Annotated in this window: 13 protein-coding genes; all 13 read right to left on the reverse strand. The window is 64.8% G+C overall.

All coding sequences use genetic code 11. The features are described from left to right. Window positions 1-112: 112 nt before the first annotated feature. The 13 genes from HHX40_RS34575 to HHX40_RS34635 all read right to left on the reverse strand — a co-directional run bounded on the left by HHX40_RS34575 (window position 113) and on the right by HHX40_RS34635 (window position 16,161). Entirely contained in the window at window positions 113-1,036 is a 924-nt protein-coding gene (locus HHX40_RS34575; protein ID WP_182883912.1) for a hypothetical protein, read from the reverse strand. After that, window positions 963-7,100: a hypothetical protein gene (locus HHX40_RS34580; protein WP_182883913.1), complete on the reverse strand. Its 6,138-nt coding sequence runs from the start codon at window positions 7,098-7,100 to the stop codon at window positions 963-965. The genes HHX40_RS34575 and HHX40_RS34580 overlap by 74 nt, the downstream gene beginning before the upstream one ends. A gap of 253 nt (window positions 7,101-7,353) precedes the next feature. Continuing rightward, window positions 7,354-8,079 carry a class I SAM-dependent methyltransferase gene (locus HHX40_RS34585; RefSeq protein ID WP_182883914.1) on the reverse strand — a complete coding sequence of 242 codons (726 nt, stop codon included), beginning with the start codon at window positions 8,077-8,079 and terminating at the stop codon, window positions 7,354-7,356. Beyond that, window positions 8,076-9,131, reverse strand: a complete 1,056-nt coding sequence (locus HHX40_RS34590; protein ID WP_310738408.1) for a Gfo/Idh/MocA family oxidoreductase — start codon at window positions 9,129-9,131, stop codon at window positions 8,076-8,078. The genes HHX40_RS34585 and HHX40_RS34590 overlap by 4 nt, the downstream gene beginning before the upstream one ends. Then, window positions 9,128-10,192, reverse strand: a complete 1,065-nt coding sequence (locus HHX40_RS34595) for an aminotransferase class I/II-fold pyridoxal phosphate-dependent enzyme (protein WP_182883916.1) — start codon at window positions 10,190-10,192, stop codon at window positions 9,128-9,130. Before HHX40_RS34595 ends, HHX40_RS34590 begins: the two co-directional genes overlap by 4 nt. 18 nt (window positions 10,193-10,210) lie before the next feature. Further along, window positions 10,211-10,795: a PIG-L deacetylase family protein gene (locus tag HHX40_RS34600; RefSeq protein WP_259404167.1), complete on the reverse strand. Its 585-nt coding sequence runs from the start codon at window positions 10,793-10,795 to the stop codon at window positions 10,211-10,213. Between the two features lie 23 nt (window positions 10,796-10,818). Further along, on the reverse strand, window positions 10,819-11,658 hold the full coding sequence (locus tag HHX40_RS34605) for a 5'-3' exonuclease (RefSeq protein ID WP_182883918.1): 840 nt from the start codon (window positions 11,656-11,658) through the stop codon (window positions 10,819-10,821). Beyond that, window positions 11,658-12,722 (reverse strand): glycosyltransferase family 4 protein, encoded by a 1,065-nt coding sequence (locus HHX40_RS34610; protein WP_182883919.1) that lies wholly within the window; start codon window positions 12,720-12,722, stop codon window positions 11,658-11,660. Before HHX40_RS34610 ends, HHX40_RS34605 begins: the two co-directional genes overlap by 1 nt. Continuing rightward, window positions 12,719-13,273 carry a phosphoribosyltransferase gene (locus HHX40_RS34615; protein ID WP_182883920.1) on the reverse strand — a complete coding sequence of 185 codons (555 nt, stop codon included), beginning with the start codon at window positions 13,271-13,273 and terminating at the stop codon, window positions 12,719-12,721. Before HHX40_RS34615 ends, HHX40_RS34610 begins: the two co-directional genes overlap by 4 nt. Beyond that, complete coding sequence (locus HHX40_RS34620) at window positions 13,270-14,214, reverse strand: radical SAM protein (protein ID WP_182883921.1); 945 nt, start codon at window positions 14,212-14,214, stop codon at window positions 13,270-13,272. Before HHX40_RS34620 ends, HHX40_RS34615 begins: the two co-directional genes overlap by 4 nt. Further along, a complete protein-coding gene (locus HHX40_RS34625; RefSeq protein WP_182883922.1) occupies window positions 14,211-15,212 on the reverse strand; it encodes a glycosyltransferase family 2 protein in 1,002 nt (333 codons plus the stop codon). Before HHX40_RS34625 ends, HHX40_RS34620 begins: the two co-directional genes overlap by 4 nt. Continuing rightward, window positions 15,209-15,637, reverse strand: a complete 429-nt coding sequence (locus tag HHX40_RS34630; protein ID WP_182883923.1) for a DUF6884 domain-containing protein — start codon at window positions 15,635-15,637, stop codon at window positions 15,209-15,211. Before HHX40_RS34630 ends, HHX40_RS34625 begins: the two co-directional genes overlap by 4 nt. Beyond that, window positions 15,634-16,161 carry a formylglycine-generating enzyme family protein gene (locus tag HHX40_RS34635; protein ID WP_182883924.1) on the reverse strand — a complete coding sequence of 176 codons (528 nt, stop codon included), beginning with the start codon at window positions 16,159-16,161 and terminating at the stop codon, window positions 15,634-15,636. The genes HHX40_RS34630 and HHX40_RS34635 overlap by 4 nt, the downstream gene beginning before the upstream one ends. Window positions 16,162-16,171: the final 10 nt, after the last annotated feature.

A 16,171-nucleotide genomic window follows, 5' to 3' on the forward strand; every position in this document is an offset into this window, starting at 1 on the left:
GGCAATAAGTGATCGATCGCTGGCTCGCCAGTGTAGATCCTGAAAGGGTACACCGATAAGTTTGGAGGGCTTTGGTTTTTGTAGGAACGACCGACAAGGACTGTTCTCGATCTCATCGTTGTTCCTGACCGCTCTTTCTAGGTTCGGTGCGCCTCGCGGTGCCGAGGGCGTCGGCGAGAGAGTTGAGTAGGACGGCCATCTCGCGTATGCGCTTGACGTGGTTGCTGTCGCTCAGCGGGTTACTCTCACTCTCATCTTCATCGTCAAACAGGTCTTCGTCGCTGTCATCGAGGCCGCTCCCCGCAGCGCCGTCTGCTGCCGTGCTCTCTGTTAGCCCTTCGAGTGCGTCTTCGGGGTCGCCGTCGACGCTGGCGTCCTTTGCTGGTGTAACGGTGGCGATCTTAGTGACAAGTCTCGGATCGCCGCCTTCGACCTGAAGGCGGCGGCGTGCGATACGTCGGCGAAGTTGCCACAGAGTCGTGGTCACATCGCTCTCTAGATTCGATGCGACCTTGTCGGCCGCTTGCAGCCACTCCTGGTTCTTGTCCCTTGCGTCCCGAGCTGCCAGCCAAATAAGGCGTATCAAGGTTTCGCGTGTGAGCCGTTCGAGTTCGGCCGCGGTGGCCAGGAGTGGCATGCCAGAGGTATCCGAGTCAGGCACAGGCACCTCGGTGTCTGTGTCGAACAGCCGAGAGAATTTCCACGTGCGGTCGTCGCCGAGACGGTTTAGCGCTATGAGCACCGATGAGAATTCGTCAAGAGGTGCTCTGCCGGGATAGTGGTGACGATGTGCCCACACCTTCAGGATGGTTTCCACGATTTGCTGCCGTTGCTCCACGGTCGTGGTTGCATCGTTCTGTGCGGCCACAATGAGTTCGGCCAAATGATGCGCCATCCACCGCCCGACGGTGTCGAGGTCTTCGAAGTGAGCCGCGAGCATTCGCCCGAGTTCGAGGGCGTCGTCAGTACTCGAGCCAGTCTCCTCTCGGACCGATGAGATAGACTTTGCCGGATCGTTCGAGCCAATCGAACTCATCGTCGCCTCCCTTTCGGCGTTCGTAATACGGGCGGTGCCTGTCGCGGCGCAGCCCGACTTGGAGGGCCAGGGTCATGCCAAGCTCCTGGAGAACTGTCTTCAAGAACTCGTGATGGACCTCTAACTGTTCGCCGCGGGTTCCATCTTCGCGGTCATGCAGTCCGGGCCTCATGTTGCTCCAGACTCTGCTGCGGAACACTGGTAGGCCGTTGTGGAACCACACGCGCTGGTCTTCGTCAGTCGTGAGGTTGAATCGGCTGATGATGTTCTCGCCGGGTCTCGTCGGGGGGAAGCGAATGCCGCCCCCGCGTTCGTCCCGCTCGTCAACGCCGTAGTGGTTCTCTTTCATGTCCAGCCATGGGATGAGTTCGAACGGATGCTTATCGGGGCGGTCGTACGGGTCATCGGTGGTCGGCATCCTGAACGAACACGGACCCAGCGGCGAGGTCTGCAGCGCGATCAGGAGCGAACGCGCCGTTTCGTTAGGGACAAGCGCACTCCCAACCAGCGTGTCTTCTGACAGTTTGCCGTGTGTCGAGTCGATGTTCGCCTGCACTGTCACCCAGTCGCCTCCGGCGCCGGCCACCCGCTCAAAATCGCTCTTCGACAGCGTCCATGGCCAGTCCGCCTTCGACTCCTGCAACGCAAGCGCCCTATCGGGGGCTGGGGTTGGCGGAGGATCCCTGCGGTCCGCGAGCCATCTGCCGTCGGGCCGCTTCGGCAGAAACTGCGCGAGCCAGCCCGTGTAGGAGTCCTCGATTGAGTCGGGCTCCTTGTATGCGCTCTCGGTCTCGGCAAGTTTGGCACTGACGGTAAGCAATCCATGAATACCCATGTAGAACGAGTGGATGTCCTCTCCAGGCCAGCTTCGATGGTCCGGGTATGAGCGCCGCTGGTCATAGACGCCTGCGCTAGAGCGCGGGTCCTTCGTGGTTGCGAACACGTCGTATCCGTCGAACTTGGTCACGGTCTCGGCGGCGCGCCGTGCGATGTCCCTCTCGGTGCTCCCGAAAATTTCCGCTACGTCCCTGCACCAGTACTGCTCGAAGTCAAAGAAGAAACGGTCCCGTTCGGGCTCGATGCCACCAGTCTCATCGCCGTGGTCCAATGGGTTTGGGCGAGCTCGCCGTTCGTTGTACTCCATCTCGACCCAGTCAGCGACGACTCGCGTCGTGAGCACATCGGCGTCCGCAGGTGCGAGGGCGATTAGGTCGCGCTCGGACAGATCGACCAACGTTCGCTGGGCAAGTACTTGGTTCGCCGCGTGGTGCGGACCGCGGACGACATCTGCCAGCCAGCTGGTGAAACCGGTCATCGTTACAGCATTCGGCTCCTTTGCTGCCCGCGCGAGAGCCAGCAGCAGCCACATGCGGGCATGGAGTGAGTAGAACGGGAAGCGCGCATCGACGAACGGTGTCAGCGGCTCAGTGCCGTCAGCGAACTGAGCGAGCGCATCGAGTTCACCCTTGCAGCCGAGACGTACCAGCAGCAGGACGGCGTGCGCTGCCCGCCATCGTGATTCGCTGGAGATGTCGCCCAACGCGGCCCAGAGTAAGCCGGCGATATAGGACGCAAAATCGGCCGATGGGGACGGCAGCGACTCATAGGGGCCGTCGGAGGACGTATCAGACGGTGCAAGATCCTCGAACAAGTTTGCGAGAGCATCAAAAACGCCGCCAGCGGCCTCGGTGTCCAATGCGTTGGCGAGGTGGGAAGCAAGAAAGAAATATTCCCGATAGGTCAGTCTGTGGGCGCTGCGGCCGAGCTCTCGGAACGAGATCTGTGTCAGTTCGCTGACCGTAGTCCCGGTCGCTTCGGCTACGGTGACGGTGTCGGGGTCCTCGTAGGCCCGAGTACAGATGTGCCGTGCGAAGCGGGTTGCGAGTGTGGTGGCGAGCCGCTCGCGGGCTTTCTTCAGCGCGAGAGTTTGGGGTTGCTGCGCAGCAGCCTGGGCGAGATTCGCGAAGTCGATTTTGGTCGCCCTTGTAGCACGACCAAGTGCGTCCAGCACCTCTGGGCGCCGGTTCGGGTGTTTGTTGAGGGCGAATTCGGCCAGCGCCCTTCGTTCCTCAGCCCGCCACCGGAGTTCGCTGAATGCCTTGTTCCAAGCGTCCTCAGTGGTGAAGTCGCTGTCTGCGAACTGGACGGCTGGATCGGAGGGTGGATCACTCTCGCGCTCGCCAAAGATGCTGGGACTCCGATACGGCTCTTCCAGGACCTCACCGGGCGGGCGCTCGTAGCGGGTGAAGGCTTCGAAGACGCTGGTCGCCGTCGCTGCGGAGTCTGGCGAAAGGCCGGCGACCGGAGTCTCCCATCCCATCTGTGGCTCAAACGCGTACAGCGCTAGAAGGGCGAGTCGTTCAGGTCCTGGGCCCGCTGCGCCCTTGAAAGCCGGAGTGAGCATCAGGCCGACAGGAAAGGTGCGCCTGTCGCGTGCCCGTGAGGTGGCCGCGAAGTAGGTTGGCTCATGCATCCCGCGAAGCCGCTCAGCGAACTCGATCGTATGAAAATCGACCTGCGCACGGTCCAGACTCTCGCCAATCTGAAATAGGCGGTATGCACGGACAGGTTCTACGCCGGTAGCCAGCGTCTTCGCTGTGTCCACGAGGGACTGCCAGCGGGCGTAGAGGTCATCACCCACCTGCTCAGCCTCAGCCATTGCCGCCTCGAAGGTGGCCCGTGCTTCGGTCTCGTTGACAACGAGTAGCGTTCGCGCAAGGTCAACCAATGTCTCGACCCGGGTCTCAGCGTCCGTCCGATCACATTGCGCAGCCTCAATCCCACGCGTCACTGTCTCAAGTCCAAGTGTCTGAAGATGCGGCGATCGCGATGCGATGCGCGCGACAGCGAGGCGTGAACGAGTCAGCGGCTCGTCATTGGCCTTGTGCCAGCTCGCGAACTTTTCAATAAGGTTTCCCCTAGGAATGAGAGTCAGTATTCGGGCTGCGATCTCGGCGACCGCGTTGAGGTATACGAACGGTGGATTGTAGCTGCTGACCGGCTTCAAATAATTGGATGTCAGCGTGTGGAGCCGGGAAGCAATCTCCTCCGTGTCGCCCTCCATGATTGCAGCCAGCCAGCATTCGGCCCAAGGTAAAATGCCTGGAATGTTCGCCTTGAAATCTCGCACGTTGTGGTCGCTTGACTGCTCCTTCTGCTCCATAAGCTTAAGCAGCTTTTCGCTCGCGACATCTTCGACCTTGACAATATCTCCAGTGAGGCGGGCGCGTAGCGCATACGCGAGCAGGAGGCTGCTGAGGGAGAGCGTAGTCAGACGCGAGCCGGCGCTGTCGGGGAGGTGATCAGGGAGGTGGATGTCGAGAATACGTAGAGTTTCAGCGTCGCTCAGGCGTCTGGCTCGCAGGCCGTATACCAATCCCCACACGACCGCGCGAACATTCGTATGTTCGTGAGGTAAGGCGTCACGAACCGGCCTGAATGGCTCCTTCCTCCTGCCAAGCATCTCGACCAAGGCCTCGATGGCTTCATCAGACGGGACGACGTTGTATCTGAACAGTGTCTCTGCCGCAGCAACCTGAACCTGCTCGTGCTGCTTACCAGTCACGATAAGCCCAGCCAGATCGTCGTAGCGTCCGGCATCTGCGAGGCGGGCGCACAACTTCACTGCCACCTCGTGAACAAAATTTTCCGGACGCCAGCGAGATATGAAAACAAGCCCGCCCTTGGGTCCATCAACATTAGTGGCTACCATCGCGAGGTCCGCGACCGCATCAGCTGTGATGCCCTTGTCGAGGCGGGACTGCTCGTTATTTGGCAGTTTCAAGATAGCAATGAAGTTGTTGATCGCCGACCTTAGTCTGCTGCGGGCTAGGTCCTTGAATCGGTCAATATGCGACAACAGGGCTGCCTCAACGTGCAGGTTCGATCCAGGCCAGTCGGTGGCAAGTTCCCGACCCGAGCAAAGTGCCTCGATGACATTAGCGTCCAAGAATCTGGCAGCTAGGTCGGTATGAGTGCGGAACAAAGTCATCTTGCGCGAGTGACCAGAGGACATGTCGCCGGCCTTTACCGCCAGCAGCGCGGCGTCCGCGTTGCGTTCAGCGCGCAGCATCGCGCATAGAGCGAACCGGGCACGCGAACGCGCAATCTCCTGAGCTTGGAGCTCCTCGATTTCACCTGGCAAACCACTGTCCGACAGCGCTAGCTCGACAAGCTCGTCGAGCATTTCCGCCTCGAAGAAAAGCTGCGGAAGCGTGCTGGCGACGTAAGGCGACCTCGCGGCGAATTGCTTTATGCTCATCGCGAACTCCCTTTTCTGGGCGAGTTCTACGCCGTGCGTTGTCCGGAACCACGTTTCAGTCGGTTCGTCGCGGAACTGAAGGATGTTGCCTGCGGCGTGGAGGCCGCGTCCAAGCGCAACAGCAAAGCTTCGGATTGCGTCTGCATCCAAGTTCGTGATGGCGGCCAGGTCGTCTAGTGGCATCGGAGGATGCAGCGTTGCCAGGGCTTTGCACAATCGCGAAAGCTCGTTGGGAAGCAAATGCCCTTGGTCGGCAACATCGCGAACCTGCTTAGCGAGCAGGCTGTCCAGGACCTCCCCGGGCACGGTTCTTGCAATCTGGATGGCGGCAAGGGCCTCTGTAACTGACTCCGCGTTCTCCATTGCCATCGCTTGGACACGCGGGTTCCCGTCGCTGAGCACATGCAGCTCAGCGCCCTCTGGCTCGGTGGCATCCGGGAACCTCGTTCGCAGATGCTCCAGGGACTCGGCCTTCTGAAACCCGCCCAGCGTAATTTCTGTTACGCCGGCGTTCGGCACTTTCAGTAGATGCTTTCGTTCGGGCCGGCATAACTGTACTAGCCGTGCGTTCGGTGGCCAATCTTCCCAGAACAAGTGGGTGACAAACGTGCGCTGTTGCTGTTCTTCAGCAGCCATGGCCGCGTTGTCGGCAGCGTCGATGACAACCGTGAGGAGCGCGTCCGGATTGTTATGCGCGAGTTGATCTGCAGCCGACCGGATACGGCGCATGAACACTTGCGTGTAGAGAGCCTCCGTCGCCTCTGTAGGGATAAGCGGAGTACACCATCCACTGGCTGCGAGCTCATTGGAGATTTGGGTAAGAGCGGTTCGATGCTCGTGCCGTTGAGAGGTAATCTTCCGATAGTCGCCGCCAGCGAAGCAGTCATAGACGATGGTCACCGAACCTTTCGGCAAGACCCGTGGCAGGATCGACGTCAGAATTGACTTGCCGACGCCGCCGACCGCAGTAATCAGAATCTTGTTGTTGGGCCCGTTCCGAAGCTCTGCGGAGACATCATCAACGTTCTTAGTATGAATGATGTGATCAAGCTGCTCGATTGCGCTACGCGCCGGAAATAGCTCCTCTTCCGTCGTACGTAGAGCAACCAAGATATCGCCTGCTTCAAGGGTCTGCTTGTCCACGAGCGACGTTGCGCAACGAGAGACAGTCTCCATGAGCTGCGACATTTCTGTGCCAGTACCGCCACCCGGCAAGAACTGTTGTAACTCGCCACGGAGCAACTGCTCCATATCTGCGATACCGGGACTGCCGTCCTCGACCTTTAGGCGTCGACAGAAGTCGGCTTCATGTTGGGTATCCGCGCCGAACCCCATGTATCTACGCAGTAGTTCGGCCTCAGGCTTGTTGCTTAGTGTCTTGGCGCCAGCGGCGAGTTCCTCGAGTGAGAGCCGAACCTTATCGTTCAACCTGCGGTTCGCGACGAAGACGAACTCAAGCTTTGTCTCCCGTCCTTTCTCCATCTCCGTCCGGTAAATCGTGGCGAACTTCTCCAGAGTGTTCTTGAGCTCTGAGGCGACTATCGGATCCTCGGTTCGCATAGTCGAATGCTTGAGCTGTACATAGCGGAACGTCCTACAGGTGGAGGCGTCGCGCCCGCCGTGGTACTCGGCGACGTCGATGACCTCCTCGCCCGTGACTTCTTCGCCCTCAGGGAGTCCCTCGACGCCGACGACCTTAAGGTCACTCGTCATGTCCAGGAGACGCAGCGCGCGGCGGGCAGCCCAGTAGTAATGGAACCTGTCCCCGTCTCTGCTAGCGCGTACGCGCTCGGCGTCACCCATCGCCCTAACCTACAGCCAAGGCGCGACGAGCAGCACCGTTGCGTTGATGTCAGGCCAAGGCCCAGCAGCCCTCCTGCTCGGCTCCATCGAGCCGTTGCGACGCGCCGCCTGACTGAGTTGTGCGCCAGCATTGCTGGCCAGCCTACGGGACCTCAGTCCTGGTCGAGTCCAGGGAACTCTTCTCTTAGAGGACCTGCGCAAACTTGAAGTGGCGGTAGTCGTAGTTCGGGAAACTCTCTTCACGCTTGCTAGGTTATTGCTCCTGACCGATTCTCATAATTGCTCGCCAGATGGTGACGACGGACTCGTCTGCAGCGGCTACTCGGACGAGTTCTCCGTGGGCTTGCAAGACGGGGAGGATGCGTCGGTGATCGAGTTGGGGGTGCAGGTCGGTGGGCCCGAAGCGGTGGCGGGAGTCGTGGGGGAGCAGGCTGATCGCCACGTAGTCTCCAGCCTCGAAGAGCAGCGCCGCGAGGGCTTCGGGTTCGTCGGCATGACCGAGGACGTCGACCGCATAGACGAGCTGGTAGTGATGGGCGCCCAGCTCGCTCAAACAGCGCACCCGGCCGCTCTCTCCGAGGTCCTGGTCGAACCGCCATCGAGCGTAGGCCCGGCAAGGATTGTCCAGGTCGTAAGCGTGGACGTCGTATCCCGCCTGTAGCAGTGCCTGGGCGTCGAGGGCGACGCCGCAGCCGATGTCGGCGATGCGGTTGAGCCTGTGCTCGTTGGAGAATTCCAGCAGTGTACGGAAGAAGCCGTCCTTTGCGTCCATGTAGTGGAACCAGGTCAGGTCATATAGGTAGCCGATGCTGCGCTCGTAGAAGTGCGGGTGCAGGAGTGCCCATTCCTGGTCGAGAAACCGGCGCAGGCACTCGAAATCGGTGAGCGCGGGATCGAAGCGTTCGCCGAGGTAGGCCGCCAGCCGTTTCCATGCTGTCTGGATGTCGGGGTACGCCCTGCACCGTGCTCTGTCGGTCATCGGGCAGGTCCCTTCGCCGGCAGCGGAGTGTCGGCGGCATTCGATATGACCTGGTAGGTGCCGGTGGCAGCGGCCCGCGCGATCGCCTCGATGACCTGGAGGACGTGCAGAGCAAGGTCCCCCGTCGCCTGGGCTGGGCCTCCGTTGTTCAGGGCGTCGGCGAGATCGAGGAGGCCCATGCCACGACCGACCACATCGACGCGGGGAAAGGCAGGGGCCAGGAAGTTCCAGGTCGTCTCGCTGCGACAGCGGAGCCGTACGACTCCCTGATGGAAGTTGGGGTCGGGCAGGACGAGGGTGCCGCCGGTCCCGTAGATCTCCAGGTGGGGGCGGGTCGTCCCCTGGACGTCGAAGCTCGTGGTCACGGTGATCGGGACTTCACCGCAGGTCTGCAAGAGGGCGTCCACATGGGTCGGGACGGTCGAGGTGAACGTGTCTCCGGAGACCTTGGTGCGGAGCGGGCGTGTCACAGTGCTGGCTCCGCGTACCGAGGCGACAGGGCCAAGCAGGTGAATCAGGGCGGTCAGGTAGTACGGGCCCATGTCGAGCAACGGGCCGAGGTCGTAGATCGGCTCCGGGTGGGGGTGCCAGCGCTCCGGCCCGGGGGACAGCAGGGCTGCCGCGGCGGCGACCGGTTCGCCGATAAGGCCGGCCGTCAGCGCCTCGGCGGCGGACTGGACGGGCGGGGCGAGGAAGGTGTCCGGGGCGGCCCCAACCAAGGCTCCGTGATCTGCGGCCAAGGCCAGCAGCGCCGCGGCGTCGCTCGACGACAGGGCGAGGGGCTTCTCGATGTAGACCGACATTCCTGCCCGTATGGCGGTCGAGGCGACCTCGATGTGCTGCGCCGGCGGGGTCAGCACGACGACCAGCTCGGCGTCCAGCTCATCGACCGTTGCGACAGCGCGGATCGCATGCCGTATGGCGAAGGCTCGGGCGCGCTCGATGTCGATATCGGAGCAGGACACCAGGTCCACGAGGCTGCTCGCGCTGAGCGTCTGCGCGTATTCCATGGCCACCAGACCGCAGCCCACGATGGCGCAACGGATGCTCACGCCGAGCCCTCCGCCAACGCCTGTCGAAGAAGGTCGAGGAATGCTCGCTGGTCGTCGCCTTCCAGATAGGGGATCTGGATGTCGAGGTACCTGCCCCAGTCCGGCGAGGAGCCGCCTTGTACGGGCCATGCGTCACAGATATGCAGATCACCTGACCTTGGATGCCAGTTGCGGAGGCCGAGGGCGTCGAGCCGGGCGGACAAGGCGGCGGCAGCGTCGGGGGTGTCGCACCACACCCCGACATGGCTTCCGTTGCTTCCCTCGATGGGAAGGACCGCCCCCACTTTGCCGAGCAGTTCAGCGGCAGGGCGTTGCACCGCGCGCAGTCCTTCCACCAACGTGTCTAGACGCTCCAATTGCGGAATCGCCAATACTGCGGTGATCTCCGGCATCCGGGTGTTGCCGCGCCACACCGGCTCCGGCGTCCGCACCCGGGTGTCTCCGGACAGAGCGCGGATGCCCGCGGTGAGGGCAGGATCGTCACAGACCACGATGCCGCCCTCACCAGTGGCGATGAGCTTGTATGCCTGGGTGGAGAAGAACGCGGCCGTGCCGTGGGAGCCGGCCGCCGGCACGCCCCATGCCTGCGCGCAGTCCTCGATGAGGGGAATACCGCGCTCGCGCAGCTCGGCCGCGATCCGGGCGATGCCGGCCGCGGCCATGCCGCGCAGATGGGCGATGATGACGGCTGCCGTGGCGGGCGACAGCACGCTTGCTACCTGGTCCCACGACGGGGTCAGGTACTCGCCCACCGAGGCGACGCGTACGGCGGCGCCGGTGGCGGTCACCGCCGTGCCGACCGAGACCCAGCCGAGGGCGGGAACGACGACCTCGCTGCCCGCACCTATGCCAAGGGCTCGCAGGTTCACTTCCAACGCCGCCGTGGCGCTGGACATCGCGATCGCATGCGCGCGCCCGGTGCGCATGGCCACGGCAGTCTCGAGTAGAGGCACATAGACCCCGCCGATCGAACCGAGCCGGCCGGCGGCGATCATCTCGCTCGCGAGACGCGCCTGGGCCTCGGCGGTGAGTCGGCTGTACTGGTAGAAATCGAGCGCCATGATGGCCCTCCGGGGAAGTCACAGGAAATGGGCTGCGGGAATCCGCCCGAGCACGGGGACGGGGGTGAATACCTCGCCGTACGCGGCACCGATCCGCGCGCCGTGCAGGCGGGCGAGGGTCTCGGCCATGGGCCCGAAATGCTCAGCGATGGGCTGGGATCGATGGACGGTGAGGGCACGCATCTTCCGACTGAAGGTCGCGCTGATGTCGACGATTGTGTGCGGGGTCGTCGGGCCGTCGAGGGTGAGGCCGTTGTAAGACTCGCACGCGTACAACCGCTGCGGGTGACCTGTCGCGATCACCACGTGTGGCAGGGCGTCGAGCACGGCCAGGCCCGCCTGCCGGTGGTCGGGGTGGACGTCCCGGAGCGCATGGATGATCACAACTTCGGGGCGTAGGTCGGTGAGCAGCGCGGCGACTGCGTCCGGGCTCATCTCGGAAAGCAGGCGAAGCGCCACACCCAGCACGGATGCTCCGGCGGAGGCCTCCGCGTCCCGGACCGGATCGTGGGCTCGTACAGCGACGGTGACCTTCGCCCCAGCGGCCGCGTGCAGCGCGAGCGTGCCACCAGCCCACAGTTCGGCGTCGTCCGGGTGGGCCATGACTGCGAGCATCGACCCCGGGCTCACCACAGCCCCAGCTTCTCGACAACCTCCGCCGGCTTGGGTAGCTGCGGGCTCGGCCTTCCGCTCGACTCGTACGATAGGGCGAGGTCGGTCCGGGTGCGGATCAGTGCGCGCCATGCCAGGACCTGGTCGAAAGAGTCCCTGATTCGTCGGCCCTTGGCGCCGTTCAGTCGTCCTGAGGACGGCAGGTCCTCCAGCGCGAGGCCGTCGGTCAGGAGCCGGGCGGCGGTCGTCGGGCCGATCCCGTGTACGCCGGGGATGTTGTCGGATGGGTCGCCGCACAGGGCCCGGAAGCATGGCCACTGGGCGGGCGTCACGCCGTACCGCTCGATGACGTGGGCGGGACCGATGTGACGTTTGCCGGGGTGCATGGCGGTGTTGAGGACGTGTACGTCGTCGGTGAGGAGCTGGTAGAAGTCCCTGTCGCCGGACATGATCAGCCGTTGCCTGCAGGGAGCGTGGTGGACGAGGGTGGCGATGACGTCGTCGGCTTCGGCGTCGTCGATCTCCAGCCAGTCGATGCCGTACGCGTCGAGGCCGCGTTTGACGTCGGGCAGGGCCAGGATCGGCTTGAGCGCGGCCTCGCCGGCCGGCCGATTCGCCTTGTACGCCGAGTCGGCGTCCTTCCGCAAAGCCGAGCCGTACTCGCCGTCGAAGACGACCACGACCTCCGGCGGTTGAGACAGCTCGTCGCGGATGGCCACGCGCAGCAGGGCGAAGAACCCGAAGATGCCGGTGAGCTCGCGCACCTTGTCTCGGGAGTAAATCGGAGCGGGGAAGCCGAAGGTCGCCCGCCAGACCAGGTTGTGGCCGTCGACCAGCAGCAGAGGGACTTCCATCACCGGACCGCCTTCAGAAATATGTCAGCGACAGTGGTGGGCCGGAAGTCCCGCGATCGGTAGTACGCAGCCCGTGACGTGCGCAGGTAGGTTATCGGATCTTGTGTGATCGTCATGGCGGCTTGCCATAGTCCGTACGGACCCTCATCTCGCTTGACGATGACGCCGCCGTTGCCGATGAGCTCGGGCAGGTTGCCGATGTCGTAGGCAACGACCGGGGTGCCGACGTTCATCGCCTCCAGCGCTACCAGGCCGAAGGTCTCGGCGAGCGACGGCACGATGACCACCGCGGCCTGGGCCAGCCACGAGGGCACGTGCCGCCATGCCAGTCCGCCCCGCCGGACCTGTAGGAACGGAGCGTCGACGCTGAGGCAGCGGTGGAGCACCTCCTCGTTCTGGCCGTCGGGCTGCTCGAACGGGGCGCGGGCCAGCAGCACTTCCACTCGCCGGTCCAGTTCCGGGAGATGGTCAAGGAGTTCGGCCACGCCCTTCTCGGGGGCCGACCGGGCCAGGACGCGGACCGGGCCGTGTGCCCGGACCCGTTCGCGCCGGTGCTGGTCGAGCCACGCGCCCTCGTCGTACAGCAGGCAGTTGGGCACGACCTGCCACGCCGAGGTCTCGTAATCGTGCCGCGCGGCCTCCCGGAGCACGGTGACCGAGGGAGCGATGACGGTGTCCGCGCTCGACAGCGCCGGACGGAGATCCTCGTCGTGCCCCACGACGTGTACGGCCAGCACCTTCCGAGCTGGGTGATTGGCCATCGCCCGTCCGAGTCCCCACAGTGCGTCGGTGTAGACGACGACGTCAGCCCGATGCCGGTCGAGGATCTCGGCGATCTCGTCGGAGACGGAGGACGTCTCGATTGCACGGCGCAGCGCTCGGTCGTCCATAGGGAAGGTCACCCGCAGGCTTTCCAGCCGGACGATGGCCTCGGCTTCGGTCGCTGCCGAGATGATGAGGGTGTCGTGGCCGCGCAGCCGGAGGCCGGCCGCCAGGGCGGCAGTGGCCCGTTCGATCCCGGCCGGGGTGTCGGGGGCGTACGAGGCCAGCACGAATGCGATCACGCTGTCCGCACCTCCTTCGGCGGGGGCAACGAGGTGAAGGCGCGTCCGTGAGGCAGCCGCTCCCAGGGGAAAACGACCCAGTCGGCGACGTCCCAGACGTAGAGGTCGGGCAAGCCCTCCGGCGCCCCGGCGTTACGGCACAAGGTGGCTGTGCAGATCGTGTTTTCCGGCACCTGTAGGGCCGCGATGACCGTGCTCAGCGTGCCGGCGCTGCCGCAGATGTCGTCCACGAGCAGGATCGGCCCCTGTAGCGGCATCTGAGAGGAGAGCGTACCGAGATCACAGGAGACCTCACTGGTGGCGGGCAGGCCGACAGTGTCGTCAGGATTGTGCCTGGCCGTGATCATGCTGACTGAGGCGTCCAGTTGCATAGCGATCGCGAGCGCGGGGGCCCGCCCGCCGTTGCCGATCCCGATGACCTGAGGAACAGAGCCGAGGCGTTCCAGCGCGGCCTCGGCCAGCAGGCGGGTGGCGCTTCGGTAGGAGCCTGACGTCATCCGCCACAGGCGCCTCTGCTCGAAGATACGTCGCCTGGAGGCAGTGGGGTTCATGCGGAACCGTCCGGGCCGGTCAATGCGAGGTCGGCCGGGGTACGGAGGGCATGCAGCGTCTCGATGCGCTCCGCGGGCCGGTCGTTGCGCCACACCTGCCCGTCGGCCCGGATGACGGTGAACCCGCCCGCGCCGTCCCGAGTGCGCACTCGGACCGATAGGTCGTCGGGCACCTCCAGATCTTCGACGATCGCGCGTGCTTCGCTGTCGCTCAGCATTTCCTGTCCGCCGAGCCGTACGGCCTCGCCGATCGGCAGCATCTGGAGGAAGGTGACGCCGTTGGCTCCGAGGCGCTGCGCGAGCCGTACCAGGTCTTGGGCGAGGGTGCGGTTGGAGGCCATGAGCACGGATTGGATCTGCACGGTCAGGCCCCTGTCCACAGCCTCCTTGATGCCGTCGACGGCCCGGTTGTAGGAGTCCTTGCCGCGCCAGGCGTCGTGGACGAGCCCGGTCGGGCCGTCCAGACTGACCTTCACGGCGTCGACGTGGTCCGCGAGCTCCGCGGCGCGCCGCCGCAGATGCCAGCCGTTGGTGGTGACGCTGACGACGCATCCTGCCGAGGTCAGCTCGCCAGCCAGGTCGGCGAGGTCGCCCAGCAGGAGCGGCTCGCCACCGGAGATGTCCACGCCGAGGATGTCGCTTTCGCCGATGAGCCCGGCTATCCTGCGCCGTTCGGCCGTGCCGAGTTCGCTGACGTTCTTGTCGTCCAGGCAGTGCGGGCAGTGCAGGTTGCAGCGGACGACGGGGGACCAGCAGACGCTGACAGGGGTTGACCCGCCACAGGCGGCGGGATGGACGACCGGCCACTGGCCGACCTCGCGGGCGTCCAATGCCAGACGTCCGGTCGGCAGGTCACGGCCCGCCCGGTGGGTGAGGCCGGTAGCCGGGTCGTGGGCCAGCGTCGCTCCTTTCCTTTCGGCAACGCGGAAGGTTCGCATCATCGGTATACCTCGCATCGGGAGAGCTGGCGGTGTGCGGTGGCGGTGAAGGAAGCGGCCACGTCGCGTGGCATCGGTGCTTCCAGAAGGCGGCGATAGTGACGCAGCGTCGAGGGCCAGGTGGCGAGCTTGGCCTGCCAAGCGGCGGCAGCATCGGGCGGGTCGAGGTGGAAGCCGACGGCCTGCCGCAGCGGGACGACGAGCAGGCCGGCGGCGATGAGTTTCGCGCCGAGATGGGTGTCCTCCATGCCCCACCCGAGCCGGCCGAACTCCGGGTCGAACCCGCCGACGTCGATGAGCGCCGACCGGGGTACGGCGAGCAGCGCCGTGACGACCATCCGGGGCAGGTCCCAGTCGTAGTACGTCCGCCCGTAACCGAGATCGACCAGGTCCCGAGTGTCGTCCAGTGGACGGCCGTCGAGAGGCTGGTCGAGGACGATTCTCGAATACATCAGCGGCGTGTCCACGGGAGGTCGCCAGGTGACGCGATGGTCGGCGTGAATGTCCGGAGCCGGGGGGAGCTCGGCGCCGTGCGCGATGTTGTGCCGGAAGCCGATGAGCACCGCGTCGCTGGTGGCTCTGGCCGCGATGTCCGCAATCACGTGGGGTGGGATGACCATGTCGGCGTCGAGAAAGACGATCGTGCTTCCGCTGGCGGCGGCCGTACCGACGTTGCGTGCCGTTGCGGCACCCAGCCGCGCGGGAAGCCGGATGAGCCGGTCGACGACCGGATGGGATCGGGCGATGTCGGCGGTGCCGTCGGTGCTGGCATCGTCGACCACGACGACCTCGGGCGTGAGCGTCTGCGCAGCCAGGGCGTCGAGGACGGCACGCAGACAGTGGTCGACGTTGAACGCCGGAATCACCACCGACACGTCCGAGTTCACGGGGGCGGCTCCGGGCTCGTGCCACCCGTGCCCGTTCTCGGCCTCGAAACGGTGGGTCAGTCGGCGATGGTCGTTGCCCTGGCATTGCAGCAAAGCGCGGAGAGACTCGGTCACGGCCACCCCCAGGAGTCGAGAACGGCCGAGGCCGACACCCAGTCGCGTGGGTTGTCGAAAAGATGGAGCGAGACGCCCAGCAGGTGATCGCGTACCACGCTCTGGTAGAGCGGTTCAGCGATCACCAGAGCCTCGGCCGGCATGCCGTACAACTCGAACTCCTTGGCGAGCACTGCGGCGATGAGGGAGCGCAGCTCGACAGCGCGAGCCGGGGTCAGGACCCGGTCATAGGGCAGTAGTGGCCGGTCGGCATCGATGAGGCCGTGTTCCGCGGACAGGATGCGGACCTGGTGGCGCAACTCGGGAATGTGCCCGACGCGTCGGCGCAGTTGAGGGACGCAGCCGCCCTCGTAGAGGTCGAGCGCGGGTACAGGGACGGCCGTGTTCCGCTTGCGGCGGGAGCAGCCGAGGATGACGAGGTTCACGCTTCACGCACCACCCGGAAGCCGATTCCCCGCGACCGCAGCTCGGTCGGGGCGGCGTTGAGGAAGGTGCACTGGGCGTAGAGGGGCGGTGAGGCGAAGGAGCCGCCACGGATGATGGCCCCGCCGCCCATGATCGTCGAAGCGGTCCATTCCCACACGTTGCCCGCCACGTCCAGCAGGCCGAGTGGAGTGGCACCCGCAGGGTGAGCGCCGACGGGACCAGGCTGCGCGAGCTTCGATTCTCGCAGGTTGGCCAGCTCAGGCCGCCATGGTTGGTCGCCCCAGGGGTACAGCCGGCGGTCCGGCCCGGCCGCCATCCACTCCCACTCCGCCGACTTCGGCAGGCGTCCACCGAAGGCGCGCGCCGCAGCGGCGGCCTCTTCACGGTTCAGCCCCGTCAGCGGATGGCCACTGTCTCCGGCGACCGGAGTGGCGCTCCAGTACAGAGGCGCAATCCCGACCGGGCGGCCATCGTCGCCGTACCGGCAGGTTCCGCCGGGAACGAGGATCCAGGTGACGTCCACGGTTCTCCTC

Source organism: Microbispora sp. H10949 (genome assembly GCF_014161435.1).
In the GTDB taxonomy this organism is placed as follows: Bacteria; Actinomycetota; Actinomycetes; order Streptosporangiales; family Streptosporangiaceae; genus Microbispora; species Microbispora triticiradicis.